26 protein-coding genes and 1 pseudogene are annotated in these 26080 nt (G+C 33.6%); 6 read left to right on the forward strand and 21 right to left on the reverse strand.

Translation table 11 applies throughout. The features are described 5' to 3' along the window. Nucleotides 1-11: 11 nt before the first annotated feature. The 11 genes from ACLL8X_RS00415 to ACLL8X_RS00465 form a co-directional block, all read right to left on the reverse strand. The gene (locus ACLL8X_RS00415; RefSeq protein WP_411988985.1) at nt 12-707 is read right to left on the reverse strand and encodes an ABC transporter ATP-binding protein; all 696 of its coding nucleotides are present in this window, start codon (nt 705-707) and stop codon (nt 12-14) included. Continuing rightward, a complete protein-coding gene (locus ACLL8X_RS00420) occupies nt 694-1464 on the reverse strand; it encodes an ABC transporter ATP-binding protein (protein WP_411988986.1) in 771 nt (256 codons plus the stop codon). The genes ACLL8X_RS00415 and ACLL8X_RS00420 overlap by 14 nt, the downstream gene beginning before the upstream one ends. Further along, a complete protein-coding gene (locus ACLL8X_RS00425) occupies nt 1461-2510 on the reverse strand; it encodes a branched-chain amino acid ABC transporter permease (protein WP_411988987.1) in 1050 nt (349 codons plus the stop codon). The genes ACLL8X_RS00420 and ACLL8X_RS00425 overlap by 4 nt, the downstream gene beginning before the upstream one ends. A gap of 1 nt (nt 2511) precedes the next feature. Beyond that, the gene (locus ACLL8X_RS00430) at nt 2512-3408 is read right to left on the reverse strand and encodes a branched-chain amino acid ABC transporter permease (RefSeq protein ID WP_411988988.1); all 897 of its coding nucleotides are present in this window, start codon (nt 3406-3408) and stop codon (nt 2512-2514) included. Between the two features lie 18 nt (nt 3409-3426). Then, a complete protein-coding gene (locus ACLL8X_RS00435) occupies nt 3427-4536 on the reverse strand; it encodes an ABC transporter substrate-binding protein (RefSeq protein ID WP_411988989.1) in 1110 nt (369 codons plus the stop codon). Nucleotides 4537-4552: 16 nt separating this feature from the next. Then, a complete protein-coding gene (locus ACLL8X_RS00440; RefSeq protein ID WP_411988990.1) occupies nt 4553-5668 on the reverse strand; it encodes an ABC transporter substrate-binding protein in 1116 nt (371 codons plus the stop codon). Between the two features lie 31 nt (nt 5669-5699). Beyond that, nucleotides 5700-6134, reverse strand: coding sequence for a c-type cytochrome (locus tag ACLL8X_RS00445; RefSeq protein WP_411988991.1), 435 nt, complete (start codon nt 6132-6134; stop codon nt 5700-5702). 8 nt (nt 6135-6142) lie between these two features. After that, entirely contained in the window at nt 6143-6334 is a 192-nt protein-coding gene (locus tag ACLL8X_RS00450) for a mini-MOMP protein (protein ID WP_411988992.1), read from the reverse strand. A gap of 65 nt (nt 6335-6399) precedes the next feature. Continuing rightward, the gene (locus ACLL8X_RS00455) at nt 6400-6906 is read right to left on the reverse strand and encodes a YqhA family protein (RefSeq protein WP_411988993.1); all 507 of its coding nucleotides are present in this window, start codon (nt 6904-6906) and stop codon (nt 6400-6402) included. A 12-nt stretch (nt 6907-6918) separates the two neighbouring features. Continuing rightward, nucleotides 6919-7953, reverse strand: coding sequence for an aspartate-semialdehyde dehydrogenase (locus ACLL8X_RS00460; RefSeq protein ID WP_411988994.1), 1035 nt, complete (start codon nt 7951-7953; stop codon nt 6919-6921). Beyond that, nucleotides 7954-9246 (reverse strand): sigma-54-dependent transcriptional regulator, encoded by a 1293-nt coding sequence (locus ACLL8X_RS00465; RefSeq protein ID WP_411988995.1) that lies wholly within the window; start codon nt 9244-9246, stop codon nt 7954-7956. 145 nt (nt 9247-9391) lie between these two features. On the opposite strand from ACLL8X_RS00465, the gene ACLL8X_RS00470 reads away from it, so the two are divergent. The 3 genes and pseudogenes from ACLL8X_RS00470 to ACLL8X_RS09335 all read left to right on the forward strand — a co-directional run bounded on the left by ACLL8X_RS00470 (nt 9392) and on the right by ACLL8X_RS09335 (nt 10953). Then, entirely contained in the window at nt 9392-9571 is a 180-nt protein-coding gene (locus tag ACLL8X_RS00470; protein ID WP_411988996.1) for a hypothetical protein, read from the forward strand. Between the two features lie 92 nt (nt 9572-9663). Continuing rightward, nucleotides 9664-10374: pseudogene (locus ACLL8X_RS09330) on the forward strand (glycosyltransferase family 8 protein); the annotation flags it as partial. A 12-nt stretch (nt 10375-10386) separates the two neighbouring features. Next, entirely contained in the window at nt 10387-10953 is a 567-nt protein-coding gene (locus tag ACLL8X_RS09335) for a hypothetical protein (protein ID WP_489671744.1), read from the forward strand. On the opposite strand, the gene flgQ is transcribed toward ACLL8X_RS09335, so the two are convergent. From flgQ to lepA, 6 genes are all read right to left on the reverse strand, one after another. Continuing rightward, complete coding sequence (flgQ, locus tag ACLL8X_RS00480; RefSeq protein ID WP_411988997.1) at nt 10925-11377, reverse strand: flagellar assembly protein FlgQ; 453 nt, start codon at nt 11375-11377, stop codon at nt 10925-10927. The genes ACLL8X_RS09335 and flgQ overlap by 29 nt on opposite strands. Beyond that, nucleotides 11353-11862 carry a flagellar assembly lipoprotein FlgP gene (gene flgP / locus ACLL8X_RS00485; RefSeq protein ID WP_411988998.1) on the reverse strand — a complete coding sequence of 170 codons (510 nt, stop codon included), beginning with the start codon at nt 11860-11862 and terminating at the stop codon, nt 11353-11355. The genes flgQ and flgP overlap by 25 nt, the downstream gene beginning before the upstream one ends. 63 nt (nt 11863-11925) lie before the next feature. Then, nucleotides 11926-14517: a DNA gyrase subunit A gene (gene gyrA / locus ACLL8X_RS00490; RefSeq protein WP_411988999.1), complete on the reverse strand. Its 2592-nt coding sequence runs from the start codon at nt 14515-14517 to the stop codon at nt 11926-11928. A 40-nt stretch (nt 14518-14557) separates the two neighbouring features. Continuing rightward, the gene (locus tag ACLL8X_RS00495) at nt 14558-15133 is read right to left on the reverse strand and encodes a ComF family protein (RefSeq protein WP_411989000.1); all 576 of its coding nucleotides are present in this window, start codon (nt 15131-15133) and stop codon (nt 14558-14560) included. Next, nucleotides 15130-15774, reverse strand: coding sequence for an outer membrane lipoprotein MapA (gene mapA / locus ACLL8X_RS00500; protein ID WP_411989001.1), 645 nt, complete (start codon nt 15772-15774; stop codon nt 15130-15132). The genes ACLL8X_RS00495 and mapA overlap by 4 nt, the downstream gene beginning before the upstream one ends. Nucleotides 15775-15850: 76 nt before the next feature. Further along, nucleotides 15851-17647, reverse strand: coding sequence for a translation elongation factor 4 (lepA, locus tag ACLL8X_RS00505; protein ID WP_411989002.1), 1797 nt, complete (start codon nt 17645-17647; stop codon nt 15851-15853). Between the two features lie 136 nt (nt 17648-17783). Here lepA and ACLL8X_RS00510 point away from each other — a divergent pair, with 136 nt between their 5' ends. From ACLL8X_RS00510 to ACLL8X_RS00520, 3 genes are read left to right on the forward strand one after another with little or no spacing between them, the layout of a single operon-like run. Beyond that, entirely contained in the window at nt 17784-19070 is a 1287-nt protein-coding gene (locus ACLL8X_RS00510) for a TolC family protein (RefSeq protein ID WP_411989219.1), read from the forward strand. Continuing rightward, nucleotides 19067-19807: an efflux RND transporter periplasmic adaptor subunit gene (locus tag ACLL8X_RS00515; protein WP_411989003.1), complete on the forward strand. Its 741-nt coding sequence runs from the start codon at nt 19067-19069 to the stop codon at nt 19805-19807. Before ACLL8X_RS00510 ends, ACLL8X_RS00515 begins: the two co-directional genes overlap by 4 nt. Before the next feature lie 2 nt (nt 19808-19809). Continuing rightward, complete coding sequence (locus ACLL8X_RS00520; protein ID WP_411989004.1) at nt 19810-22827, forward strand: efflux RND transporter permease subunit; 3018 nt, start codon at nt 19810-19812, stop codon at nt 22825-22827. On the opposite strand, the gene ACLL8X_RS00525 is transcribed toward ACLL8X_RS00520, so the two are convergent. The 4 genes from ACLL8X_RS00525 to ACLL8X_RS00540 are packed head-to-tail and all read right to left on the reverse strand — an operon-like array spanning nt 22824 to nt 26046. Then, complete coding sequence (locus ACLL8X_RS00525) at nt 22824-23630, reverse strand: adenylosuccinate lyase (protein WP_411989005.1); 807 nt, start codon at nt 23628-23630, stop codon at nt 22824-22826. The genes ACLL8X_RS00520 and ACLL8X_RS00525 overlap by 4 nt on opposite strands. Then, nucleotides 23631-24350 (reverse strand): arginyltransferase, encoded by a 720-nt coding sequence (locus ACLL8X_RS00530; RefSeq protein WP_411989006.1) that lies wholly within the window; start codon nt 24348-24350, stop codon nt 23631-23633. It lies immediately after the preceding gene. Beyond that, on the reverse strand, nt 24350-24601 hold the full coding sequence (locus tag ACLL8X_RS00535) for a hypothetical protein (RefSeq protein WP_411989007.1): 252 nt from the start codon (nt 24599-24601) through the stop codon (nt 24350-24352). The genes ACLL8X_RS00530 and ACLL8X_RS00535 overlap by 1 nt, the downstream gene beginning before the upstream one ends. Further along, nucleotides 24601-26046, reverse strand: a complete 1446-nt coding sequence (locus ACLL8X_RS00540; protein WP_411989008.1) for an acetyl-CoA carboxylase subunit A — start codon at nt 26044-26046, stop codon at nt 24601-24603. The genes ACLL8X_RS00535 and ACLL8X_RS00540 overlap by 1 nt, the downstream gene beginning before the upstream one ends. Between the last annotated feature and the right edge of the window lie 34 nt (nt 26047-26080).

The following is a 26080-nucleotide window of genomic DNA, read 5'->3' on the forward strand; positions in this document are numbered from 1 at the left end:
TCCTTTAAACTTTAAAGCCCTAAATATTTTTTTCTAATTGCATCATCGCCTATTAAATTTTTAGCTTCATTTTCCATTACAATATAACCATTTTCCAAAACATAGGCATAATCACTTATTTTTAATGCAGAATAAGCGTTTTGCTCCACTAAAAGAATGGTTATGCCTTCTTCTTTCAAACGCACAATAATATCAAAAACTTCCCCTACTATCTTTGGAGCAAGTCCCAAAGAAGGCTCATCTAACATCAAAAGTTTTGGCTCACTCATTAAAGCTCTTGAAATGGCAAGCATTTGTGCCTCTCCTCCGCTCAAAGTTCCAGCTAAAGCGTATTTTTTACTTGCAAGCCTTGGAAAAAGTTTATACATTTGCTCTCTTAAATGCTCGTAATTTTCAGCATTATTAAAAGCACCTATTTTTAAATTTTCTTCTACACTTAGATTAATAAATACACGCCTTCCTTCAGGAACCAAAGCTATACCTTTTTGAACCAAAGTATGAGTTAAATGCCTTTTAGTATCATAACCTAGAAAATTAACCTCGCCCGTTCTTTTGACCGAATTTAAAAGCGCATTTAAAGTCGAAGTTTTACCTGCTCCATTTGAGCCTATAAGAGAAACAATATGACCTGTTTCTACCCTAAAATCAATGCCCTTAACCGCTTCAATGAGATTATAATAAACATGCAAATCCTTAACTATTAGCATTAAAATCCCCCAAATACGCAGCGATAACTTCCTTGTGATTTACAGCTTCACAAAGTTTGCCTTCAAAAATTGTTTTTCCATAATCAAGCACCAACACACGCTCACACAATTTATTTACAAATTTCATATCATGCTCTATAAGCAAAACGCTGATTTTATAATCTTTTCTTAATTTAAAAATAAGTTCAGCCAACTCATCACTTTCAGAACTATTCATTCCAGCAGCAGGCTCATCAAGCAATAATAATCTAGGTCCGGTAGCCATAGCTCTTGCAAGCTCAACTTTTCTTTGCTGTCCATAACTCAAGCTAGTAGCCTTTTCATAAGCAAATTTTGCAATACCCAGTTCTTCTAATATTGCATAAGCTTTTTCTTTAAATGCTTGTTCTATTTTTCCAAAACGCCCCAAATGTAAAAAAGCTTCAAAAATATTATATTTCATTTGTTTATTAAAACCAATTAGCACATTTTCAAGCACATTCATACTAGAAAAAAGTCTAATATTTTGAAAAGTTCTAGCTATCCCCAAATGCACAATTTTGTGAGGTTTTAAATGATTAATTTTTTGTCCTAAAAAATAAACACTGCCTGAGCTAGGTTTATAATTGCCTGTTATGATATTAAAAAGAGTTGTTTTTCCTGCCCCATTAGGTCCAATTAAAGCAAAAATTTCACCTTCATTAATCTTAAAAGAGGTTTCATTGATGGCTCTTACATTGCCAAAACTTTTTGAAATTTGATTTAATTCCAAAATCATTTTTCACTCCTTTTAAGACGTTTTTTAATACCCTTTAAGACATCGCTTAACTCATAATACCCCATAATACCTTTTCTTGCAAAAAGCATTACCAAAATTAAAACAATAGAAAAAACAACCATTCTAAAACCCGGTGTGGATTGTATGTCAAGTTTTAAAAAGTCTATTTTAAAACTTAATTCATCTAAAAATCTTAGCCATTCGCTTCCTCCAATGACAAGTATAGAGCCTATAATAGCCCCCGTAGTAGAGCCAAGCCCCCCTAAAACGATGATAATTAAAAGCTGAAAGGTAAGTAAAAAATCAAATTGAGTTGGGGATACGGTTGTTAAAAGACAAGCCAAAAGCCCACCACCTACACCTTCTAAAAAGGCTGAAGTGCTAAAAGCTAAAGTCTTTATCCCAAAAGTATTAATTCCCATAGCACTTGCAGCATCTTCATCATCTCTTATAGCCTTCATTGCACGACCATATTTAGAATAAACTATATTTAAAATCAAAATAACCGCTACAATAGCAATACCGCCTGTCCAATAAATCGTGGAAAATTGCGGAATATCTACAAGCCCTCTGGAGCCATTAGTTATAGTAGGAAAATTAATAGCGGCGATTTTGATGATAATCCCAAAACCTAAGGTTACAATAGCTAAATAATCCCCCCTTACACGAAACACGGCAAAAGATAAAATAACAGCCAATAAAGTAGAGCAAAGACCCGCTACAAGCAAGGCTAATAAAAACGAATTAGAATGGATAGCCAAAATAAAAGAACTAGGACCCTCTAAAAAAAACTGGTCGTTTTTTGCTTCAGTGCTTAGAAGAACTAAAGCCGCTGCATAAGCACCAATGGCTACAAAGCCATTAGGTTCTAATGAAAATTGTCCAGTTACGCCGTTAATAAGGTTATAACTCACAGCCAAAATAATAAAAATAGCAATTTGATTAACAATATTTAACCCATAATCTCCAAAAATATAAGGAGAAATAAAAATAAAAACAAGAGCAAGGAATAAAAAAGACAAATGCGAATTTTTAAATTTAAACATCTTAAAACCTACTCTTTTCAAAATTTATACCCAAAATTCCTGTGGGTCTAAAAAGTAAAATAAAGACTAGAAAAATGAAAGCAAAGGCGTCTTTAAAGCCTGATAAATCGGGTAAAAATGCTACAACAACCACTTCAGTAAATCCTATAATAAGCCCACCTAAAACAGCCCCCACAACAGAGCCTATACCTCCTAAAACCGCAGCTGCAAAGGCTTTTAAACCTATTAAAGTTCCCATAGTGGGTTCAACTGAATAATAATTTGCTGCCCAAAACACCCCACCCACAGCTGCCAAAGCTGAACCTAGTGCAAAAACTATAGCTATAATGCGATTTGCATCTATGCCCATTAAATTTACCGTTTGTATATCAAAGGCTAAAGCACGAATGGCAATGCCGTATTTACTTTTATATAAAATCCACAACACCACCATCAAAATAACAAAAGTAAGCACAGGAACCATCAAAGAGCCATAAGTGGTTATCACTCCGCCAAAATTAACACTTTTCTCAAAATAACTCGGAGGCGAGAAAGTTCTAGGAGTTGAAGTAAAAAGCATATTAAAAAGATTTTGCAAGAAAAAACTAATTCCAATGGCTGTAATAAGTAAGGAAATTCTAGGAGCTGCTCTTAAGGGCTTATAAGCAATTTTATCCGTGGCTATTCCAACACAGGCAGCAAAAATCATCGCCAAAGATAAGGCACCTAAAAAAGGGACACTCAAATTAGTCATACAAAAAAGAGCCGCATAGGCTCCTACCATCATAATATCGCCGTGGGCGAAATTTATGAGCCTTAACACCCCATAAACCATAGTATAGCCCACAGCAATAAGAGCATACATACTACCTAAACTAAGCCCATTAACAAGCTGTTGCAAAAATAAAGTAAAATCCATATTTTTTTCATTTTTCCTTTAAGGATTAATCGTATCTTTATAGTTTTGTTTTTGATTTTTAATTTCTTTAACTACCACAGAACGGGTTGCATTGCCTGTTTTATCAATACTAATCACACCTGAAACGCCTTGATAATTTGTAGTTTGATGAATTTTTTCATTGACACATTCGCTTGTAAGATTAGTCGCACAAGCATTCATAGCATTTCGCATTACAAAATACGCATCCGCACCCATAGCTGAAAAATTTGGAACTTCTTTTGTCCCTTTAGCCTTTTCATAAGCGGCGATAAAATCCTTACTCAGCTGAGTGGTTGGATTATTCGCATCAAAACTATCTGTAAAAATATAGCCTTCACTTGCATCTCCAGCTAAGCTAATAAAAGTTTGGTCAGCAACCCCATCAGCCGAACCCATAGGAGTGTTTAAACCCGCAAGTCTTGCCTGTCTAGCAAACAAAGAAGCCTCGCCGTAATAAAGTGGCAAGAAAATAAATTCTGGATTCAAGCTTTTAACTTGAGCTACAATCGCCTTAAAATCTTTATCGCCTGAATTAATCCTAAGAACCTTAAGAATTTGTCCTCCATTAAGTTTATATTCCTTTTCAAAAGCCTTTGCCAACCCCAAAGAATAATCCGTGCTTTGATCTACAACAATAATAGCGTTTTTATAATTCAGTTTTGAAAAAACATATTTTGCCAAAGATGAACCCTGAAAACTATCCATAAAGCATACGCGAGAAGAATATATTTTTTTCTCAAGTAATTTATCCCCCGTTGCAGCAGGAGCGATTAAAGGAATTTTATTATCTTCTGCTACACGCATTACCTGTAAGGTGTTACCGGTTACCATTTCCCCTATAAGACCTATAACTTTATCTTGAGAAACTAAACGACTTGCACCACTTGAAGACTCTAGCTTATCGCCTTTAGTATCAATTATACTAAGAGAAATTTTATCGCCATTACTTAAAGTTGATTGCATTGCATTGGCAAGCTTAATCCCCTCTAATGCACTTTGCCCATAAGCCGCAGTAGCTCCACTAAGCGGTAAAACAACCCCTATCTTTACCTCTGCAGCACTTAAATTTAAACTTAAAATACTTGCTAAAATTAAACTTTTTTTCATCTTTTTCCTTTAATAATTATGGATTTATAATTGTTTTATAACTTTGTTTTTGTTCTTTGATTTCTTTAATTACAACCGAACGAATAGCATTACCGCTTTCATCTATACTAATCACTCCACCAACAGCTTGAAAATCTTTAGTTTGATGAATTTTATCATTAACACACTCACTTGTAAGATTATCAACACAAGCATTCATAGCATTTAACATAACAAAATACGCATCAGCACCCATAGCGGAAAATGCTGGAAGTTCTTTTGTCCCTTTGGCCTTCTCATAAGCTACAATAAAATCTTTCCCCAATTGCGTAGATGGGTTATTATAATCAAAACTATCCGTGAAAATCACCCCATCAACGGCACTTCCTCCAAGTTCAATAAAAGTTTGATTATTAACACCATCTCCTGCTGCTAACAACTTCTCAAAACCAATTTGCCTTGCTTGTCTTGCAATCAAAGCGGCTTCAGGATGATAAATAGGCATATAAACAAAATCAGGATTTAAACTCTTAAGCTGAGAAACAACAGCTCTAAAATCTTTATCCCCCGAATTGACAACAAGTTTTTTTATAATTTTTCCGCCATTGTTTGTAAAAGAATTTTCAAAAGCCCTTGCCAAACCTAAAGAATAAACATTACTTTGATCTATGATAATAACAGCATTCTTAAGTCCTAAATCTTTAGCTACATAAGAAGCAAATTTATCTCCTTGAAAGCTATCTTTAAAACAAACTCTACTTGCATATTTCTTTTTATCCAGTAATTTATCCCCAGATGCTACTGGAGCTATTAGAGGAATTTTTTTCTCTTCTGCTATAGAAATAGCTTGAATAGTATTTGGAGTTGTAGCCTCGCCAATAATTCCAAGAACTTTATCTGTTGCTATTAAACGATTAACCCCGTTTGAAGTTTCAAGCTTATCTCCTTTTGTATCTATTGTAACAAGTTTGATAATATCCCCATTTGAAAGTTTTGGTTGTAGCTTATTGGCTAATTCAATTCCGCTAAAAACATCTTGCCCGTAAGCCGCCACAGGTCCAGTCAAAGGCAAAACCACGCCTATATCGATATCTTTAGCGCTTAAACAATTCGCCATAGCTAAAACACCTAATGTTAAGGTTAATTTTTTCATTGTATTCCTTTTAATTGTAGTTTTTTGCATCTTATTTTAGAAATATATTATGTTTTGTTTTTTGTGCGGGTTCTTCTTCAAGAAGATCTTTTACTTGCAAATCAAGTGCAAAATTTCCGCCTTTAATATAAGCAATAATATTATCTATGTCTTCATGACTTAAATTCCTAGCATAAAAAGCCATTTGAGAAGCGGTTGTTGTGGTGCTACTATCAAGAGTATAACCTATCAAAGCTCCTTTAATGTCTTCAGCAGACATATCTTTTAAAATTCTAGAACCTGCAACGCCTTTTTCACCCGTATCGCCGTGGCAGGTGTTGCATTTATTTTTAAAATACAAAGTCCTTGCTTTTTCTATATCGTATTGTTTATTTGCGTCAAAGGTATAAGTCAAAAAGGACTTTAAATTAACACCAAAAAGCATAGCAACTAAAAGTGAGCTTATAAACAAAATGCGTATCATCATAACTTTTCCTATTTTATTGTAATTTCCGTTTGTGTTTTATTTTGATATTTTTGTGTTTTTTTGTTGTATTTTTTTTCTTTTTTAATATCATAGCGATAACGAACACTCCCTGAAACTTCTATATCTTTAAAAACTTCATCTAAAGGTGCAGCAAAAGTGAAAGAATTTAAAATAAAAGCTAGTAAAACAATTTTTTTCATTTTTCTACCCCTAAAACATCAAAGCTTAAAAACATCAAAAAAGCGATTATAGCAAAAAAAGATAATCAATGACCGCCCTTATGTAAAAAATAAAGTCCCACACAAAGAGCCAAAATAGACCCTGCAAGAAAAGCCATATCCACAGGAGTGGCAAATTTCATTTGCAAAACCCTTTGAAAGAAATTTACCACTAAAACCATAATGATAACTTTTGCAAGCTTGTCCTTAAGCTGGTCTAAACTATGCACTTCTAAAACCTTGCTTTGTTTTGTTTGTTTAAATTCTTCTATCTCACTGATAAAAAGCTCATAAACCCCAAAAGAAAAAATAAACAAAACCAAAGCCATAAGATAAAGATCCACCGCTCCTATAATCAAAGCCACCACATCTTCATGCAAATCTAAGCTTGAATTCGCATCAAAAAAATAATTATAAGTATAAAATATAACCTTTAAAACATCATAACTTGCGATAAAAAACAACACAAAAGCCCCAATCAAACCAAAAATCACGGGTAAAATCGTAACAATACGACTTCTTACCAATAAAGCTTCAAAAATTCTCTCTAACATCATTTACCTTTCTTAGTTGCACTTTTCAAATTCTAACCATTTTTGAGCAATACGCACGGCATTTGTTGCAGCACCTACGCGAATTTGGTCAGCCACACACCAAAGATGGAGTATTTTTTTATCATATATATCAGCACGAATTCTTCCAACATAAGTCTCATTGGTATCGCTTATCATTAAGGGCATAGGATATTTTTTATTTTTAGGCTCATCCATTAGCACAACACTGGGTGCTTTTGCTAAAATTTCTTTGGCTTTTTTTATATCCACTTCTTTTTTAAAGTGTAGAGTAATAGCTTCACTATGACTTCTTAGAACAGGCACTCTAACGCAAGTTGCTGAAATTTCTAAATTTTTATGTAAAATTTTTTGGGTTTCATTAACCATCTTAAGCTCTTCTTTAGTATAGTCATTATCCATAAAAATATCAATTTGTGGGATTAAATTTAGGGCTAAGGTATGAGGAAAAACCTCTGCTTTAAATTCATCAAGCTTGAAGGCAAAAAAGCTTTGCATAGCCTCGACTAGTTCTTGCATACCTTCTTTTCCTGCCCCACTTGCTGCTTGATAAGTGCTTACATCAACGCGTTTTAAATCAAAAAGCCCATCTAAAGGCTTTAAAACTTGCACCATTTGAATAGTAGAGCAATTGGGATTAGCAATAATGCCTGTTTTTTTCCATTCTTTAATATCTAAAGCATTACACTCAGGAACGACCAAAGGCACATCCTTATCCATTCTAAAATGACTTGTATTATCAATCACAACAGCACCGCTCTCTACGGCAAATTTGGCGTATTTTTCACTCACAGTTGCACCTGCACTAAAAAAGGCTATATCCACAGGATGCTCTTTAAATACACTTTGAGTAAGCTCTTTTACCTTATAAAATTTTCCTTTAAATTCAACCTCACTCCCCACGCTTTTTGCACTAGCTAAGGGCAAAATACTTTCCACAGGAAAATCAAGCTCAGCTAAAACATTCAAAAGCTCTTCTCCAACAGCACCTGTGGCTCCCACAATGGCTATTTTTTGTTTTTTTGGCATTTATTTATCCTTTATTTGATATTTTTGAATTTTTTCATTTAAAATCTTTATATCCATACCCAAAATTTCACAAGCCTTAAACTTATCATAATCCACGCTTGATAGCACTTCACAAATCAATTCTTTTTCTAAATTTTTCACATCTTTTTTTATACTTCTAGCTTCTAAAAACAAATCCTCTTTTGAAATTTCCTTCTCATCACTTAAAATACAAGCCCTTTGCACCACTGAAATTAACTCCCTAATATTCCCCGGAAAATCATACTCAAGTAAAGCATTCTTAGCTTCTTGACTTAAGCTTTTCTCTTCAAAATCATATTCTTTACAAGTATTTTCCAAAACTTTTTGTGCTATGCCTAGAATTTCTTCTTTGCGTTCCCTTAAAGGCGGGATATGAATAGGAAGGGTATTTAAACGATAATACAAATCAGAACGAAACTCTCCATTTTTTATTTTTTCGTCCAAATTTGCATTAGTCGCACTAATAATTCTCACATCTATTTTAATGCTTTTTGTGCTACCTAGCCTTGTGATTTCTTTTTCTTGTAAAGCTCTTAAAAGTTTAGCTTGAATTTCATAGGGCATTTCGCCTATTTCGTCCAAAAAAAGCGTTCCTTCATTTGCCATTTCAAAAAGCCCCATCTTAGTAGCATTAGCGTCCGTAAAAGCACCTTTTTCAAAGCCAAAAAGCTCACTTTCTATCAAATTAGACGGAACTGCTGCCATATTTATAGCTACAAAAGGCTTATTTATGCGTTTAGAATGGGTGTGGATATAACGGGAAAAAAGCTCTTTTCCCACTCCACTTTCGCCAAAAAACATCACAGAAGCGTCAGTTTTAGCTGCTTTTTGACTTAAATTTAAAGTTTTTTCTAAATTCGCAGAAGTGGAAAAAAATTCTTTAGACTCTTCTTTTTTTTTATTCTTTTTATCCGCTGTTTTTTCTCTTATGATTTTAGCCCGTTTTATAGCTTCAACTAAGGTATCAATATCAAAAGGTTTGGTTAAAAAATCTTTCACACCCAAACGCACCGCTTCGATGGCACGATTTAAGGTGGCATTTCCTGTCATAATAATAAAATCATATTTATTTTCACAAGCTTTAACAAATTCTATGCCATCAATGCCTGGCATATTAATATCTGTGATGATTAAATCCGTATCATCGCCTAGCTTTTTTAAAGCTTCTGTGGCGGATTTGTAGGATTTTATCTTAAATTCTTCATATTCGCCTAAAGCAATTTCTAAGGATTTACGCATATTAATATCATCTTCTACTATGACCAAATTCATCCTAAACCTTTTAAAAAATTTAAAGCCAAATCCTAACAAAAAAGTGCTTTAATTAAGGTAAATTTCAAATTTTTTTAAGCTTGATTTTGTTTTTTTTTTTTTTTTGATATACTGCGTTTTTTAATTTTCTAAAAAGGACAAGCTTATGTTTGACATTGTTTTTAATGCCAATGATAATTATGTTAAATATCTAAGCGTTTTAATCACAAGCATAGTAAAAAATACAGACCCAAATAAAAAGTTCCAAGATTTTTTTGAAGAAGGAAAAAATTCTAAAAGCAATTTTGCTTTAAAAAGCGAGACTTCTAGGGGGGGGGGGCTTTAGGGGATGGGGGACCTAGATTAAAAGAAGGTTTAAATGCCTATAAAAAGCTTAACTTAAGCCAAGTTAAAGACTTAAAAGAAGGCTATGTTTTTCATATACTCACAAGCAATATAAAAACAAATAATGCCAAAAAATTAAACCAACTAGCCAAAAATTTATCACTCTTTTATCCTTGCGAAATTCAAATCCATTTTGTCGATGAAGGGCTTTTTAATGAAGCCATACTTCCGGGCTGGGTTGGGGACAAATCGACCTTTTACCGCTTTTTAGCCTGTGCCTTTTTAGAAGAAGGCGTGCAAACTTGTCTTTATTTGGATGTGGATATGCTAGTGCTTTGCGATTTAAGAGAACTATGGACTTTAAATTTAGAGCAAAAAGTCTTAGCTGCGATTAGCGATGTGAATTTTAGCTTTCATAAAGGCAGGGTGTGTAAGCCTAGAAAAGAAGGCTTAAAAGACTTTACTATGAAAAATGAATATTATTTTAATGCCGGATTTATGCTTATTAATGTGAGTGAATTTAAAAGGCAAAATATAGAGCAAAAATGTTTAGAATTTATGCGAAATTACAGCTATTCCGTAGGCGATCAAGAGGTTTTAAATGCCATAGTGTGGGATAAAAGCCTTTTTTTACCTAAAAGATATAATTTTTTACTAGGTTCTTTGGAGAAAAACACTATGTTTATGGAAGATTACTGCATTGATGAGAGCGAGTGGGCACATCATAATATCACAAGAGCTGAGTTTAATAAAGAAAAAGAGCATATAAAAATCGCCCATTTTACGCATATAAATGCTGCTAAACCTTGGTCTAATGTGTGGAAAATTTTGGGTCAAAATTATCAAATTCCTCTTTGTCCTTACCGTGGATTATGGTGGAAAATCGCCCTTGAAGTAGCTGAATTTAAAGACGAATTGCTTTTAATTTATAATAGCGTTGAATACAATGCCTTACAATCTTATGCCAAAGTTTTAGGGGAAAAATTAGTCCATATAGAAAAAGAACTTACAGGGTTAAAAAATGACAAAAATGAAATTTTAAAGCAAATTTTGCCTAGTGCCTTAAAAAGGGTTCAAAATCATCTTTGTTATAAAATAGGACTTGAACTAAGGCAATTTCAAGGCTTTAAAGACCTTTTTAAGCTTTGTTTTAAGCTTATCTTCCTAGCTTTCAAGCATAAAGAGTATTTAAAATCAAAAGAATGGGATAAAGATTTCCCACTGGAGCAATGCTTAGACTATGAGCAAAGCAAAGCCCTAATGCAAAGTAAAACTTATAAACTAGGACAAGATTTTATAAAACATAGCAAAAATTGGCACAAAGGAGCTTTGTTGAAATTTGCCTTTGTAAAAATCAAGGCTTTTTATAAAGATAATAAATAAAAGCAGATTGTTCGCCAAATTCTACTCTAAAACGCAAGGGTAGAATTTTCACATAAGTTTCACTTTGAGCTTTAAGCAAATCAGTATTTACTATATCTTTAACGCTGATTTTAGCCCCTATAAAACAATCACTTAACTCATCTTTATGGGAATTTAAAAAATTAAATTGAGTTGTTTTTGGCATATTATCATCAATCATTCCTAAAGAAGTTCGGGGCAGGGTTTTTAAATCTTTGTCATTATAAGAAATTTCACAAACCCATTGTTCTTGCATATTTTCACTTTGTGTCATAGCTAAAGATAGGGTTTGATTTTGGTAAAAGAGTATAAAATTTCTACTAGAAAGCTCCGCCCAAAAAATAAATTCATTTTGGGCAAAAAGCTTAAAGCTAAGAAAGATTAATAAGCAAACAATTCTTTCCACTTGTCCGCATCGATTTTAAGTTCTAAATTTACTCTATAAAGCCCTTGATTAAAATTCTCATCAATTATACTGGCATTTTTGATAAGTCCATTTACCTGAGCGGTAATAGTTGAGCTTCTAAGCATAGCATCTTTTACTGTGTCTTTACCATTGACTTTCACGCCATAAAGTTTGCTAGCTAATTGTCTATAACCATCAGTGATAGCCGCTCTTTTAGCCAAAGCTAAAGCCTGTGCGGTAGAAACCGTGTTCATCGGGGCAATGCCTTCGCCAACTGCTGTAAAACTAAGCTCACTTTCACTAGCATCTGGAGCTAACATTTTCTCTTCTCTGATAATATCACGCACATCGTCCTTATCGACTTTTTGGACGATAACATCCTGAGATGGAGCTTGGCTACTTGAGTTTTTAGCCACGCTATTCGCACTTGGCACACAGCCTGCAAAAATTCCTGCTATAACTAGCATAAAATAAGTTTTTTTCATTGTTACACCTTCAAAATATTGTAATTAAAAAGTAGAAAAGCAATAAGCGTTCCAACTTTAAATTTACTCTAAATTTAAATCCAAGTTTTCATCATTTAGCTCGTCCTCATCATTTTCTTCTTTAGGACACTTAGCGATGCTAACCACCTCATCATTCTCCACCTTAATCACGATGACGCCACTTGTGTTACGCCCTGCTTTTTTAATGCTTTGCATATCTACGCGTATCATCTTGCCTGAACTTGTAAGAGCCATCAAATCCATACTCTCATCTACTATGACCACGCTGATTAAATCCTTGGTCTTTTCTGTAAGCTTCATACAAATTACGCCCTTGCCACCCCTGCTTTGCAGTCTATACTCTCCTGCATTGGTGCGTTTTCCTATGCCCTTTGCACTGATGCTTAAAATTTCTTGCTCATCATTTTCAATAGCAACCGCACCTACTAATTCGTCATTTTTTTCTTTAAACTTAATAGCCGTTACCCCGCGACTCACGCGACCAATTTCACGCACTTTTGCCAGTGGGAATTTGATACACATACCCTTTTTGGTTACGGCAAAAAGCATTTTACCTTGTGTGCTTACACTTTCTTCATTTTCAAGATTTTCATCATTTAAATTTTCAATTTCTTCATTTTCTAAAATTTCTTCATTATTTTTAATAAAAATTTCATTTTCATCTTGACAAACAATGATGGCAGCTACAAGCTCATCATTTTCATCTAAATTAATCGCCCTTACTCCCACGCTACGAATGTTTTGGTATTCACTTAAATTCGTGCGTTTGACTATACCATTTTTAGTAAAGAAACATAAAGACTTACTTTCTTCAAAATCTGTAGTAGGTATGATGGCTCTAATTTTTTCATCTGCTTGCAAATTGATAAGATTAACCACAGCCTTTCCCTTAGCCGTTCTTGAACCTTCAGGAATTTTATAAACTTTTAACCAATAAAGCTGACCCCTATCCGTTACAAACATCAAAGTATCGTGCGTATTAGCCGTAAAAAAGCTCTCTATAAAATCATCTTCATAAGTCGTAACAGCAAGCTTACCCTTGCCCCCTCTTTTTTGCTTTTCGTATTGCTTGGTAGGCACACGCTTGATATAACCCCTATGTGTAATGGTTACAACCATATTTTCATTAGGAATTAAATCTTCAATATCAATATCATCGTAATCATCTTCGATTTGCGTAATGCGTGGCACATCAAATTTGCTTCTAATTTCTTTTAATTCATCGCGAATTAAATTTTCAAGCAATTCTTCGCTTTTTAGAATTTCTTCAAGTCTTGCAATTTCCTTCATCAATTCTGCAAGCTCATTTTCGATTTTCTCTCTTTCAAGTCCCGTTAAACGCCCTAGCTTCATATCTAAAATAGCATTAGCTTGTAGCTCACTGAGTGCGAATTTTGCTATTAAAGAATCTCTTGCGGTATTATTATCAGGGCTATTTTTTATAAGAGCTATGACCTCGTCTATATTATCCAGTGCGATTTTAAGCCCTTCTAAAATATGCGCTCTTGCTCTTGCTTTTTGAAGTTCATAAATGGTGCGTCTTATGATGACCGTTTTTCTGTGGGTTAGGAAAAGATTTAAAAGTTCTAGCAAGGAGAAAATTTTAGGCTCTTTATTATAAATGGCTAACATAATCACACCAAAAGTGCTTTCCATAGTAGTTGATTTAAAAAGATTATTAAGAACTATTTCACTTAAAGCATCGCGTTTTAGTTCGATTACTACACGAATTCCTTCTTTGTTGCTCTCATCTCTAACTTCGGCAATGCCTTCAATTTGCTTTTCTTTTACAAGCTCAGCGATTTGCTCAATCAATCTTGCCTTATTGGTTTGATAAGGAAGCTCATCAATAACGATAATGTCTTTATTGGCTCTTTTTTCTATATGGGTTTTTGCACGCACCTTAACACGACCTCGCCCCGTGCGATACGCTTCTATAATGCCCTTTTTACCATAGATAATTCCTGCTGTTGGAAAATCAGGTCCTTTGATAAACTCCATAATCTGCTCTAAACTAGCGTCCTTATTATCTAGCAAATATAAAAGCCCATCGACAAGCTCATTAAGGCTATGCGGTGGTATATTAGTCGCCATACCCACAGCAATACCACTTGAACCATTTAATAATAAATTAGGAACTCTAGAAGGCAAAACATCAGGCTCACTCTCAGAACCATCATAATTAGGCACAAAATCAACCGTGTCCTTATCTATATCCTTTAAAAGCTCGTGGGAGAGTTTGCTCATCTTTGCCTCAGTATAACGCATAGCAGCCGCCCCATCTCCATCAATAGAGCCAAAATTTCCCTGCCCTGTTATGCTAGGGTATCTCATAGAAAAATCTTGAGCCATTCTGACTAAAGCATCATAAACTGCTGTATCTCCGTGCGGATGATAGCGACCTATAACAGCACCCACTATACGCGCTGATTTGACAAAATCTGTTCTGCTTTTTGTCTCATCATTTTGCATAGCGTAAAGAATTCTTCTATGAACAGGCTTTAAACCATCTCTTGCATCGGGCAAAGCACGACCTATAATCACGCTCATAGAATAGTCTAAATAACTACTTTTTATAGAATTTTCTATATCTATAAGCTCAATATCGTCATCCTTGCTAAAAATATTCTCCATAAAAATCCTTCTATAAATTCAAAGTTTTGATTATATCACATTAAACTTTTGCATCAGCTAAAACAAGAGCAAAAAGCACGGGAATTTTATTTTCTTCTAAAACTTTTTTAGCTTCTAAGAGACTAGAACCTGTGGTTATTATATCATCGACTAAAATAACAGGATGATAAATAGTTTTTAAAAGTTTATAGGCTCTTTTGTTTTTTTGACGAAATTCCAAGCTTTTTCCCGAATACTTAACCCTATTTTGTGCTTTTAAAACATTAAACACAGGCTTTATAAATTGGCTTTTTAGCTCTTTGGCTAAAATCGCAGAGTGTGAATAAAGCATATCTTCAACCCTATCATCTAAGGCTATGACATTAATTTTCATTTTAGGATTAAAAAAATCTTTAAATTTTGCAAAACTTAACTTAGCAAGCATTTTATAGACAAAATAACCATAAAAATGGTGTTTAGAGCGAAGCAAGTGTTGTATTTCGTGATACTTATAAAAAGAATAAACCCTAAAGTCATTTTCAAATTTTCTTATACCTAAAGAAAATTCCCCAAGCTCTAATTCACACAAATCACAAAAGCAAAGCAGAGCAAAAGCTCCGCAACTTACACATCTCAAAGCTCAGAAATTAAACTGGCAGCTTTATTTGCCATTTGCTTAATGAGTAAATGAGTATAAAAAGTTGTTTCTTTCAAATCATCAAAGCCTTGCACATCTTGTTTGGTGCGAATGGTAAATTTTTTATTTTTGTTTATATCGCTTATCTCTAAAACTCCTGCTAGTTTTGAATGCAACCCTGAAGCATCTTGCGTTGCACCAAAAGAGATAAATTCTAAATTAATCTTGCTGACATAAGGCGAATTTTGTTCATTGCTATCAAGCACTACTATACCCCTAGCTTTAAGCTCTTGCTTTAAGTAAGTGTAAAATACTGCGTTAAAATTGACATCCACAAACAATTTTTTTCCTTGAGCATTTAAAACCTTTTGACTCTCCCTTAAATCATAAAATCTATGCAAATAAACCTTCTTTAAAGCAACGCCCGTATCTAAAGTGCGTTTATTAGCACAACATTTAATCCCCACATCACTCACATACAAAAGCCCTTTAATCTTCGCTTCAAAGCCATTAGCACTTTCGCAAGAACTGCACTTAGAATTCTTAGAAATTTGATTAACTTGGGTAAAAGTATCTTGTCTAGTCGCACAAGCACTCAAAAATAAAATAGGCACTACAAAAATCAAAAATTTTTTAAACATTTTTTCTCCTTAGAAAATTATTTTAAAATTGTATTAAAAATATAAGCAAATTTCAAGCCAAGTTTTAAATTTCTCATCAATCTATCTTTAAAACACTTAAGAAAGCCTCTTGAGGTAAATTCACCTTACCTATGGCTTTCATTCTTTTTTTGCCCTCTTTTTGCTTTTCTAAAAGCTTTCTTTTTCGACTAATATCGCCACCATAACATTTTGCCGTTACATTTTTGCCCATAGATTTAACGGTTTCTCTTGCAATGATTTTATTTCCAATACTAGCTTGAATAGCCACTTCAAAAAGCTGTCTAGGAACAATTTCTTTCATAGCACTAACAAGCTCTCTTCCTTTGCTTAATGCCTTTTCATTAGGCACGATAATACTCAAGGCATCGACATTTTCACCCGCTACCTTAATATCAAGCTTAACCAAATCCCCTACTCTAAATTCCACAGGCTCATAATCAAAACTCGCATATCCCTTAGTCAAGGACTTTAATTTATCATAAAAATCCATCACAATCTCATTTAAAGGCACATCATATTCTAGCAAAACCCGCTGGGGCGTGATATAGTCCATTTTAACCTGCACTCCTCTTTTGCGATTTAAAAGAGTGATTAAATTCCCCAAAAATTCACTGGGCGTGATGATGGTGGCTTTTACATAAGGCTCTTTTATATAAGCAATTTTATTAACAGGAGGAAGTTCGCTAGGATTTTGAATTTTAACAAGTTTTCCATCGCTCTGATAAATTTCATAAGTTACCGTTGGAGCTGTGGCAATCAAATCAAGATTAAATTCTCTTTCAAGCCTTTCTTTAATCACTTCCATATGCAAAAGTCCTAAAAATCCCACCCTAAAGCCAAAGCCTAAAGCCAAAGAAGTTTCAGGCTCATAAGTAATAGAACTATCATTAAGCTTTAGCTTATCCAAAGCATCTCTTAAATCCTCGAATTTATCCGTTTCAATAGGATAAAGCCCTGCAAATACAAAGGCTTTTGCCTTTTCAAAACCCTCTATGGCTTCTTTGGCTTTGTTTTTTGCCAAAGTGATGGTATCGCCCACTTGAACATCGCCGACATTTTTAAGACCTAGCACCACCACACCTACTTCTCCTGAATTTAAACTCTGGGTTTTAATCATACTTAAAGGATGGGGGTAAAATAAATCCTGCACCCAATGCTTTTTTCCCGTTGCCATCACTAAAACTTCATCATTTTTAGCGATATTTCCTTCATAAATTCTAACCAAAGCCAAAGCACCCAAATAATTATCGAACCAAGAATCATAAATCAAAGCCTTAGTAGGAGCTTTATCATCGCTTTTAGGAGCGGGAATTTTAGTGATAATAGTTTCTATAAGTTCTTTTATACCCACGCCTGTTTTTGCACTCACACAAATGGCTTCTTTGCAATCTATACCTATGATATGTTCAATTTCGTGCTTGACCTTTTCTATATCCGCACTAGGCAAATCGATTTTGTTAATCACAGGAATGATTTCAAGGTTATTTTCAAGGGCTATATAAACATTAGCTATGGTTTGAGCCTCAACGCCTTGAGAAGCATCCACTACAAGCAAGGCTCCTTCACAACTTGCCAAAGAACGACTCACCTCATAAGAAAAATCCACATGACCTGGGGTATCAATCAAATTTAAAACAAAATTTTCCTTATTAAAATTATAATTTAAACGCACCGACTGCGCTTTTATAGTGATACCCCGCTCTTTTTCTATATCCATAGTATCCATAACCTGCGAACTCATTTGCCTTTGACTAATAGCCCCACACTCACTGATAATCCTATCTGCAAGAGTAGATTTTCCGTGGTCAATATGGGCTATGATGGAGAAATTTCTAATATTTTTTACCGACAAAATAGCATCCTAAGCATAAATTTTTAAAGCTAGGATTTTAACAGAATTTATGTTTAAAACAAATAAATTTTATTTTTTTACAAAAAACTTCAATGGAAATTTATAAAAAGGCTAATACAATATCCTTATGTTTAAAATGCTTGAAAAATACTTCAATTCTTTTGCTAAAAAAGCCGTAGTTTTAGCTTTTTTGCCCTTGTTATTGTCAGCTTCAAATTTAGGCGAATTAATAAATCTTAGTCAAAACAATGAAGCCTATCTCATCAAACAAATGCAAAGCAAACAAGCTAATTTAGACAAAGAGCAAGCTTTTAGAACTTACCTACCCTCTCTTAGTCTAAACTCAGCTTATGTAGCCAATAATAAAGACCGCTTCATCATAGACCCACAAGAAAGCCTATTTGCTAAGTTTTCTTTAAATTTTTTGCTTTTTGATGGGGGTGCTAGAGAGGCACACTTAAGAGCCTTAGAGAGCAAGGAAAAAATAAGCCTTTTGGATAAAGAACAAAGCAAAAACTACCTTGCTTTAAATGCTATAACGCTTTATTTTAACACCTTAAGTCTTGAAAAAATTCTACGGGCAAATGAGCAAAAAGTTTTGCTTTTAAAATCAACTTTTGAAAGGTTGCAAAAATTTCATCAAGCAGGACTTAGTCCCAAAGATGAACTTGAAAGCATAAAAGCTAAGTATCATTTAAGCTTATTAGAACTCAGTCAAAATAAGCTTAAAATGGCAAATATACAAAAAGAAATTAAAATTTTAACTCATACAGACTTTAAACCCCAAGGCTATGCTTTTTTAGAAAATCCACAGCAAGAAAAAAGTCAAAATTATGAAGTAATGATGGCAAAAGAGCAAATCAATCTAGCTAAACAAAGCGTTAGTTTTGCAAAAGCTGAGTATTTTCCAAAATTTTATATTCAAAATAATTTTAGCTTTTATAAAAATAATTACAATCCAAAAATTCCAGCAGCTTATATCCCCTTAGCTAATGAATTTTTAGAAAAATACTCCCAAAATAATCAAATTATCCTAACTATGCAATGGAAAATTTTTGATTTTAATGCAAGAGCTAAAGAAGTAGAAAAAGAACGCTTAAATGTTCAAATAGCTAATGCCAACGCAAGATTTAGCGAACGCAAAAATAAAGAAGAATTAAATTATTTGGATAAAAATTTACAAGTTTTACAAGAACAAATCAATGCTCTTAATCTTAGCTTAAATGCTGCCAATTTGGCTTTTGAAAGTGTGGATAAAAAATACCAAGCGGGACTACTCTCTTATGTGGAATATCTTCAAGCTTTGGAAGTTAAATTTAAAGCACAAAGCGATTTAGAACTTGCTAAAAATGAATTTGAAATTACCAAGGCAAATTATTATTTTAATGCGGGTATAAATCTTATTTCAAAGGTTAAAGAATGAAAAAAATTCTATTTTTGCTTCTTGCTTTTAATTGGGTCTTTGGCGACGAAATTTACGCAAGTTTCAATGTCAAGGCTTTAAAACAAAGCAAACTTGCTCTTCAAAGCATAGGTTTGGTGCAAGAAATTCCTGTAGAAATTGGACAAAAAGTCAAAAAAGGAGAACTCTTACTTGCTCTTAATCAAGAAAGTGAAAAAATAGCCCTTCAAAACGCCAGAAACGACTACAATTTAGCACTTGTAGAATATGAAAATACCAAAAGCAAAATGCAAAAAATTAAGGCTGTTAAAAATGTCATCGACAAGCAAAGCTATGAAGATATGAAGGCTAAATTAAGTGTTGCGAATTTAAATTTAGCCAAGGCAAAAACCAATATAGCCTATTATGAAAATATCCTAGCCAAAAAAGAACTTCGCGCCCCTTATGATGCCATAGTTGCGGATAAATTTATACAAATTGGCGAAGGTGTGGGCGGGGCAACTCAGCCTTTGATAGAAATTTTTTCTTATCCTCAAAGCAAATTGCTTTTAAGCTTTGATGAAAAATATAAAGATAAAGTCAAAATAGGCGATGAATTTAGCTATAAAATAGACCAAAACAACACAGAATTTAAAGGCAAAATCAGCCTGATTTATCCCAGTATAGAAGTAAAAACGAGAAAAATTTATGCTGAAGTTGAGAGTGAAAATTTAACACCGGGACTTTTTGGCGAAGGCAAAATCATCACTAAAGATTAAAAATGTTTAAACTAGCTATAAACCGACCTATTGCTGTGCTGATGTTTTTTTTGGCTTTAATGATTTTTGGGCTAATCTCTGCTTTTAGTATGAGTGTGAATTTATTTCCTAATGTTTCTATACCTCTTATAAAAATCACAAGCAAGGTAAATGGGGATTTAAATTTCGTAGAATCAAAACTTACCAAAGAAATAGAAAATGCCCTAAGTGAGATTGATGGAGTAAAGACTATAACTTCGGCTGCGTATGATAATTTTAGCGTCAGTGTAGTCGAGTTTAAACTGGGTAAAAATCTTGAAGTAGCAGCCAATGATGTGCGTGATAAAATAGGAACTTTAAGCCTACCCTCTAAACCCCAAATTGAAAAAATTAGCTCAGATTCGGGTGCTGCTATTTCACTTTTTTTATATTCTAAAGATAAATTACAACTCATGCGTGAAATCAATGACAAAATAAAGCCTTTTTTACAAAGAATTGATGGAGTAGGTAAAATCGAAGCTAAGGGATTTTTAGAGCCTCAAATTCGTATAGAACTAAAACCCAATGAGCTTAGAAAATATAGTCTTAACGCCCTTGAAGTTGCTAATATCATCAAAAGTCAAAATTTCAAACAAGCCCTAGGCGAACTTAACAATAATCAAAATACTTATATCATCAAGGGTTATTTTGAAGCTATAAATTTAGAAGAGCTTAAAAGCCTTCGCATAAAAACAGGGGTATTTTTAAGCGATATTGCTCATATTTCAAGTTTTTATGAAGATGAAAAACAAAGTGCTTTATATGAAGGCAAAGAAGGAGTGCTTTTAGAACTAGGCAAAATCACAAATTACAACACCCTTGAAATGATTAAAAATGTCAAAAATGCCTTAGTGCTTTTAGAAAAACAAATTCCAAAAGATATAAGCATTAATGTGCTTTATGATAAGAGCTTAAATATCCACAAACACCTTTCTCAAGTGATTTTTGATATGGTTTTGGGGATTTTTCTAACCCTTGTTATCGTGTTTTTATTTTTAAGAAATTTAAGTGCCACTCTCATAGCTTGCATAGCTATACCCACTTCTATCATTTCAACTTTTTTTATTATTGACCTTTTAGGTTATGATTTAAACCGCCTAAGCTTCATAGCTCTAACCTTAAGCATAGGAATTTTCATAGATGATGCCATAGTGGTGATTGAAAATATCGCCAAAAAACTAAAAAGCTATCTACCCTTACAAGCTGCTTTTTTAGGTATTAAAGAAATAGGCTTTAGTGTTTTAAGCATTAGCATAGTTTTGCTTTGTGTTTTTATCCCTATTTCTTATATGAACTCCATTCCCGGACTCTTTTTTAATGCCTTAGGCATAAGCGTAGCTAGTGGAATAGTTGTAAGCTTTTTGGTTTCTGTGTTTTTAATACCCACTCTTGCAGCTAGGTTTTTAAACCCAAAAGAGAGTAAATTTTATGAAAAAACAGAAGCTTTTTTTGAAAAAATAGAAGAAAAATATGAAAATTTGCTCTATAAAATTTTACAAAATAAAGCAAAATTTATCCTAGCCACTCTTGTTTTTGTAGGACTTTCTTTTGCTTTAGCTACGCGTTTGGGACTTGATTTTTTGCCTATGGAAGATGATAGCGAAATTCAAGTTTTGCTTGAGAGCAAAAAAGATTTAAGTTTAGAAGCTATGAAAGAAAAAAGCTTTAATTTGCTTGAAAAAATTCAAGCAGATGAAAATGTAGCTTATGCTTTTTTGTTGGTGGGTTATGATGATGCTAAAGACTCGACTAAGGCTAAAATTTATGTCAAACTTAAAAATTTAGATGAAAGAAAATTAAGACAAAGTGCCATAGTAAGTTTGTATCGTCAAAAATTTCAAGACGAAAGTTTGAAAATCAAAATTTTAGAACTTCCAAAGATAGAAGGTGCGGGTATTGATGAGCCTGTTCAGTTTTTAATCCTAGGAGATGATTTAAACACTCTAAAAGAAGCAGCTTCTCGTGCCAAAGAAATTTTAGGCACTAACTTGGGTATTGTAGATATAAATGATAATGCCAATGCTACAAAAGATGAAGTAGCCTTGCATATCAACAAAGAAAAAGCCAAACTCTTAGATGTCAATCCTGAGTATATCGCTGGGGTTTTGGGGTATTCTTTTGCCCAACTTAGCGTAGGAAGTATGGATAGGGGAAATTCAAAGGACGATATTATCTTAAGTTTTGCCCCTGAATTTAAAAAAGATATAGAAGCACTAAAACGCATTAGCATTAAGAATAATCAAGGTGTCAATTTAGAACTTTCAAGCGTAGTGGATTTTGTATATAGCAAGAATTTAAAGAGTATTAATCGCTACAATAAAAATCGCTCTGTAAAAATTACAGCAGGGATTAATGGCGTATCCTTAGGCGAAGTGCAAAAACTTTTAGTGGATAATAAGGATAAAATTTTAAATCACAATACAAATCTTAGCTATGCTTTTTCAGGCTTTATCAATCTTTTAGGCGAAACCGTGCAAGGCTTTGCTATGGCAGTGATTTTAGCCTTTATTTTAATCTATCTTGTTTTAGCCGCACTTTATGAAAGTCTTATTTTGCCTTTTATTATTATGGTAAGTATGCCTTTAGCCTTTGGCGGAGCTTGTATAGGATTATTTATCACGGGGCATAATTTTTCTCTTTTTGTTTTAATCGCCCTTATTTTACTCTTTGGTATGGTAGGAAAAAACGCTATCTTGCTTGTAGATGTGGCTAATCAAAAATGTCGCGAAGGCTTAGAACCCGATAAAGCTCTTTTAATCGCTGGAAAATCCCGCTTAAGGGCTATTTTAATGACCACTTTTGCTATGATTTTTGCTATGCTACCCCTTGCTCTTTCAAAAGGTGCGGGCTATGAAGCCAATTCTCCTATGGCAATAGCCGTTATCTTTGGACTTATAAGCTCGACCTTGCTTACCTTGCTTGTAGTTCCTGCACTTTTTAAATTTTGCTTTAAACTAGATAGCAAATTAAGAAAAATTTATGAAAGAGAAAAACTAAATTAAGCATTATTTTTGTAAAGGGCTTTTAGATTATCATAAGCAATTTGTATTTTTTCAAATTGCTCTCTTGCATAAGCCTTTTCTATGGCACTTTTGCCTTGATGAAAATCAGGATGATAAAGCTTGACAAGGATAAGATATTTTTGTCTAATCTCGCTTAAATCATTTTGCGGGGTGCATTCTAGGGTGCTAAAATAATTGCTAAAAAGTTTAGCTAGGGCATTAAATTTCCATTTCATATTTTCTTTATTGTGAATATTTTGACGAAATTTTTTGTATTCTTCTCTATCAACTTCAAAATTCACACAATACTTTAAATGCTCACTCTCATCCGCAAAGGCTTCAAAAAGCTCAAAAGTGCCTTCATCTTTGTATTCTAAGATGAGAATGTGCGTCATTTCATCGTATTCTACGCTGTGATTTTTAAAATAGTTTTTAATATAAGCTATAAAAAGCCTTTCATTGGCACTTAATTTCATCAAAATCCTACCCGCAGCAAAATCAACCTTTATAAACAACATAGGCTTTAGCGTATTGTTTTGCTCAAAATTAAGCCTGAAGGTTTTAAAATACGCATCTTTTAAATTCTCTATGCTTTCATTGGAACTTTTGCGATATTTTTGGTCTAAAACCTTTAAAAAATAGCGTCTTTGTGGAATTTCATTTTCCTCAAAAAAGGAAAAAATCTTATTCTTGCGTCCTATTACTTTTGTGAAATTTTTAGTAATCAAGTCTTTAAAATACTGAAATACGCTAATATCGTCTGTATTAACATTAATAGTTTCTAAAGTCTGAACAATCTGCATTCATTTCTCCCATAAAAGCTCATTTTCAAAAAGCCCCCTTGTGCCTTTTAAAATTTCATTGGGTGTATAATCGGCTTTATAGGATAAAGATTGACACTTTTTTACAAAATATCCAAGATAAATATAATTTAATCTCATTTTTTTAGCTATTTTTAGTTCTTCAAGTAAGGAAAATTTACCCAAAGAAAGATGAGAAAATTCAGGGTCATAAAAACAATAAATACTAGAAATTCCATCTTCTAAAATATCAATCAAATCCACGCAAACAAGCTTATTTTCCCTATAAAAAGCAAGCTCATAGCCAAAATCCATAAAGCCATCGATATAGAGATTATAATACTGCTTAAAGCTTAAATCATAGCGTTTCCAAGCCCTTTTTTCTTCCATAAAGCGATGGTATTTATCGTATAAAAACAAATGCTCATTGCTTAAATGGGGCGTTCTAAGCAGGACTTTGGTATTGATATTTTTATTAATAACCCTTCTTTGGCTTCTTGAAAAATTATATTCATTAACCAAAATTCTAAGACTTAAGCATTCATTGCAATCTTCACAAATAGGACGCGAAAAATACCTTCCAAAACGCCGCCAACCCCGCCTTATCAATGCACCATTGAGTTCTTTAGAGCAATTCTCTATGTATTTATATTCTATTCTTGAGCGTTTATCTTTTAAATAAGGACACTTATCTTCAAGGGTGCAAAAACCAAGCTCAAACATTAAATTTTCTTAATATCTGCATTTTTGATAAATTCAGAAAATTCATCTTGTAATTTTTCTTGTTTTAGAAAAATTTCTTGCATTTGTTTATCCATATTTGTTTCCTCATTTTTTTGACGAATATCTTTAGCTAATTTTTCTAAATTTTTTACACTTGCTCCACTCTTACTGGATTTCTTTGCCAATTTTGAAGTATTAGCACTAGCTTGCATTTCTCTTTTAATATTTTTAAGACTGCTTATAAAATCCATCATTGCCTACTTTCTCGTATTTTTTTAAGTGTAGCCGCTATGGCAGCTATGACTTCTTCTTTATTTTCTTGGTGTCTGTCTTCTGTTTTTTCCAATAATTCTTGCATATGAGTTTCTATAAAAGAGGTGTCTAAAAAGCCTCGCCTAAATTCTCTTGTTTTGGTAATAGCGATTAAAAAGGGTATGGTCGTGCGTATGCCTTCTATGCTAAATTCTTTCAAGGCTCTTTCGAGTTTATTTACTGCCAAATCATAACTAGTGGCTTTAATAATAAGCTTTGCCAACATAGAATCATAAAAAGGAGGCACCACATAGTCCTTATAAATATGACTATCCACTCTTACAGAAGGACCTAGAGCTGGGTAATACTCCCCTATTTTTCCCGGATTTGGAATGAAATTTTTCCACACATTCTCAGCTGTAATTCTAGCTTCAATAGCAAAACCCCTAGGCTTAATATCGCTTTGTTCTAAATCCAAAATTTCCCCATCTGCGATACGAATTTGACGCACGATTAAATCCACGCCTGTGATTTCTTCCGTGATAGGATGCTCAACTTGAATTCTTGTATTCATTTCCATAAAATAAAAGCGGTTATAATCATCAAGCAAAAACTCTATGGTGCCAGCATTGGTATATCCCACAGCCTTAGCCGCAGCCACGGCACTCACACCCATAGTTTTTCTAAGATTATCTGAAATTCCCGGACAAGGTGCTATTTCTATAAGCTTTTGATGGCGGCGTTGGATAGAGCAGTCTCTTTCGCAAAGATGAATGATATTGCCATAATTATCCCCTAAAATTTGAAATTCTATATGGCGGGGATTGACTATAAATTTCTCCATAAAAATCTCATCATTATTAAAATAGCTCAAAGCTTCTCTTTTGCAAGATTCAAAAGCATTTTCAAGCTCTTCTTCTTTATGCACGACACGAATTCCACGCCCCCCGCCTCCGCCAGAAGCCTTTAAAATCACAGGATAGCCTATTTTCTCAGCAAAAGTTTTAAGCTCTTCTAAACTATAAGAGTTTAATTTCTCAGTTCCGGGAACTATGGGAATTCCATTTTTAGCCATTAATTTTCTAGCGATATTTTTATTTCCCATTTTTAAAATAACTTCAGATTTTGGACCTATAAACACAAGTCCTGCTTCCTCACAAGCCTTAGCAAATTCATAATTTTCACTTAAAAATCCATAACCCGGATGTATAGCATCGGCTCCACAAGCTTTAGCAATTTCAACAATACGACCCCCGTCTAAATATCCTCTTATAGCATCCGTTCCTATACGGTAAGCCTCATCGGCGATTTTTACATGCAAACACTCCCTATCAGGCTCGGTAAAAACCGCAACACTTTTAATGTGCAAATCCCTACAAGCACGAATGACACGCACGGCTATTTCAGCCCTATTTGCTATGAGAATTTTATGGATTTGATTCATTATCTGCCCTTTTTTTGTATTTTTATTCTTAATT

Source organism: Campylobacter parajejuni, assembly GCF_046764905.1.
Lineage (GTDB): Bacteria > Campylobacterota > Campylobacteria > Campylobacterales > Campylobacteraceae > Campylobacter_D.

Bases quoted from the DNA above. Each gene is read 5' to 3' on its own strand.
- ACLL8X_RS00415 (WP_411988985.1), bottom strand. From the start codon at position 707: ATGCTAATAGTTAAGGATTTGCATGTTTATTATAATCTCATTGAAGCG.
- ACLL8X_RS00420 (WP_411988986.1), bottom strand. From the start codon at position 1,464: ATGATTTTGGAATTAAATCAAATTTCAAAAAGTTTTGGCAATGTAAGA.
- ACLL8X_RS00425 (WP_411988987.1), bottom strand. From the start codon at position 2,510: ATGTTTAAATTTAAAAATTCGCATTTGTCTTTTTTATTCCTTGCTCTT.
- ACLL8X_RS00430 (WP_411988988.1), bottom strand. From the start codon at position 3,408: ATGGATTTTACTTTATTTTTGCAACAGCTTGTTAATGGGCTTAGTTTA.
- ACLL8X_RS00435 (WP_411988989.1), bottom strand. From the start codon at position 4,536: ATGAAAAAAAGTTTAATTTTAGCAAGTATTTTAAGTTTAAATTTAAGT.
- ACLL8X_RS00440 (WP_411988990.1), bottom strand. From the start codon at position 5,668: ATGAAAAAATTAACCTTAACATTAGGTGTTTTAGCTATGGCGAATTGT.
- ACLL8X_RS00445 (WP_411988991.1), bottom strand. From the start codon at position 6,134: ATGATGATACGCATTTTGTTTATAAGCTCACTTTTAGTTGCTATGCTT.
- ACLL8X_RS00450 (WP_411988992.1), bottom strand. From the start codon at position 6,334: ATGAAAAAAATTGTTTTACTAGCTTTTATTTTAAATTCTTTCACTTTT.
- ACLL8X_RS00455 (WP_411988993.1), bottom strand. From the start codon at position 6,906: ATGTTAGAGAGAATTTTTGAAGCTTTATTGGTAAGAAGTCGTATTGTT.
- ACLL8X_RS00460 (WP_411988994.1), bottom strand. From the start codon at position 7,953: ATGCCAAAAAAACAAAAAATAGCCATTGTGGGAGCCACAGGTGCTGTT.
- ACLL8X_RS00465 (WP_411988995.1), bottom strand. From the start codon at position 9,246: ATGAATTTGGTCATAGTAGAAGATGATATTAATATGCGTAAATCCTTA.
- ACLL8X_RS00470 (WP_411988996.1), top strand. From the start codon at position 9,392: ATGTTTGACATTGTTTTTAATGCCAATGATAATTATGTTAAATATCTA.
- flgP (WP_411988998.1), bottom strand. From the start codon at position 11,862: ATGAAAAAAACTTATTTTATGCTAGTTATAGCAGGAATTTTTGCAGGC.
- gyrA (WP_411988999.1), bottom strand. From the start codon at position 14,517: ATGGAGAATATTTTTAGCAAGGATGACGATATTGAGCTTATAGATATA.
- mapA (WP_411989001.1), bottom strand. From the start codon at position 15,774: ATGTTTAAAAAATTTTTGATTTTTGTAGTGCCTATTTTATTTTTGAGT.
- ACLL8X_RS00510 (WP_411989219.1), top strand. From the start codon at position 17,784: ATGCTTGAAAAATACTTCAATTCTTTTGCTAAAAAAGCCGTAGTTTTA.
- ACLL8X_RS00515 (WP_411989003.1), top strand. From the start codon at position 19,067: ATGAAAAAAATTCTATTTTTGCTTCTTGCTTTTAATTGGGTCTTTGGC.
- ACLL8X_RS00520 (WP_411989004.1), top strand. From the start codon at position 19,810: ATGTTTAAACTAGCTATAAACCGACCTATTGCTGTGCTGATGTTTTTT.
- ACLL8X_RS00525 (WP_411989005.1), bottom strand. From the start codon at position 23,630: ATGCAGATTGTTCAGACTTTAGAAACTATTAATGTTAATACAGACGAT.
- ACLL8X_RS00530 (WP_411989006.1), bottom strand. From the start codon at position 24,350: ATGTTTGAGCTTGGTTTTTGCACCCTTGAAGATAAGTGTCCTTATTTA.
- ACLL8X_RS00535 (WP_411989007.1), bottom strand. From the start codon at position 24,601: ATGGATTTTATAAGCAGTCTTAAAAATATTAAAAGAGAAATGCAAGCT.
- ACLL8X_RS00540 (WP_411989008.1), bottom strand. From the start codon at position 26,046: ATGAATCAAATCCATAAAATTCTCATAGCAAATAGGGCTGAAATAGCC.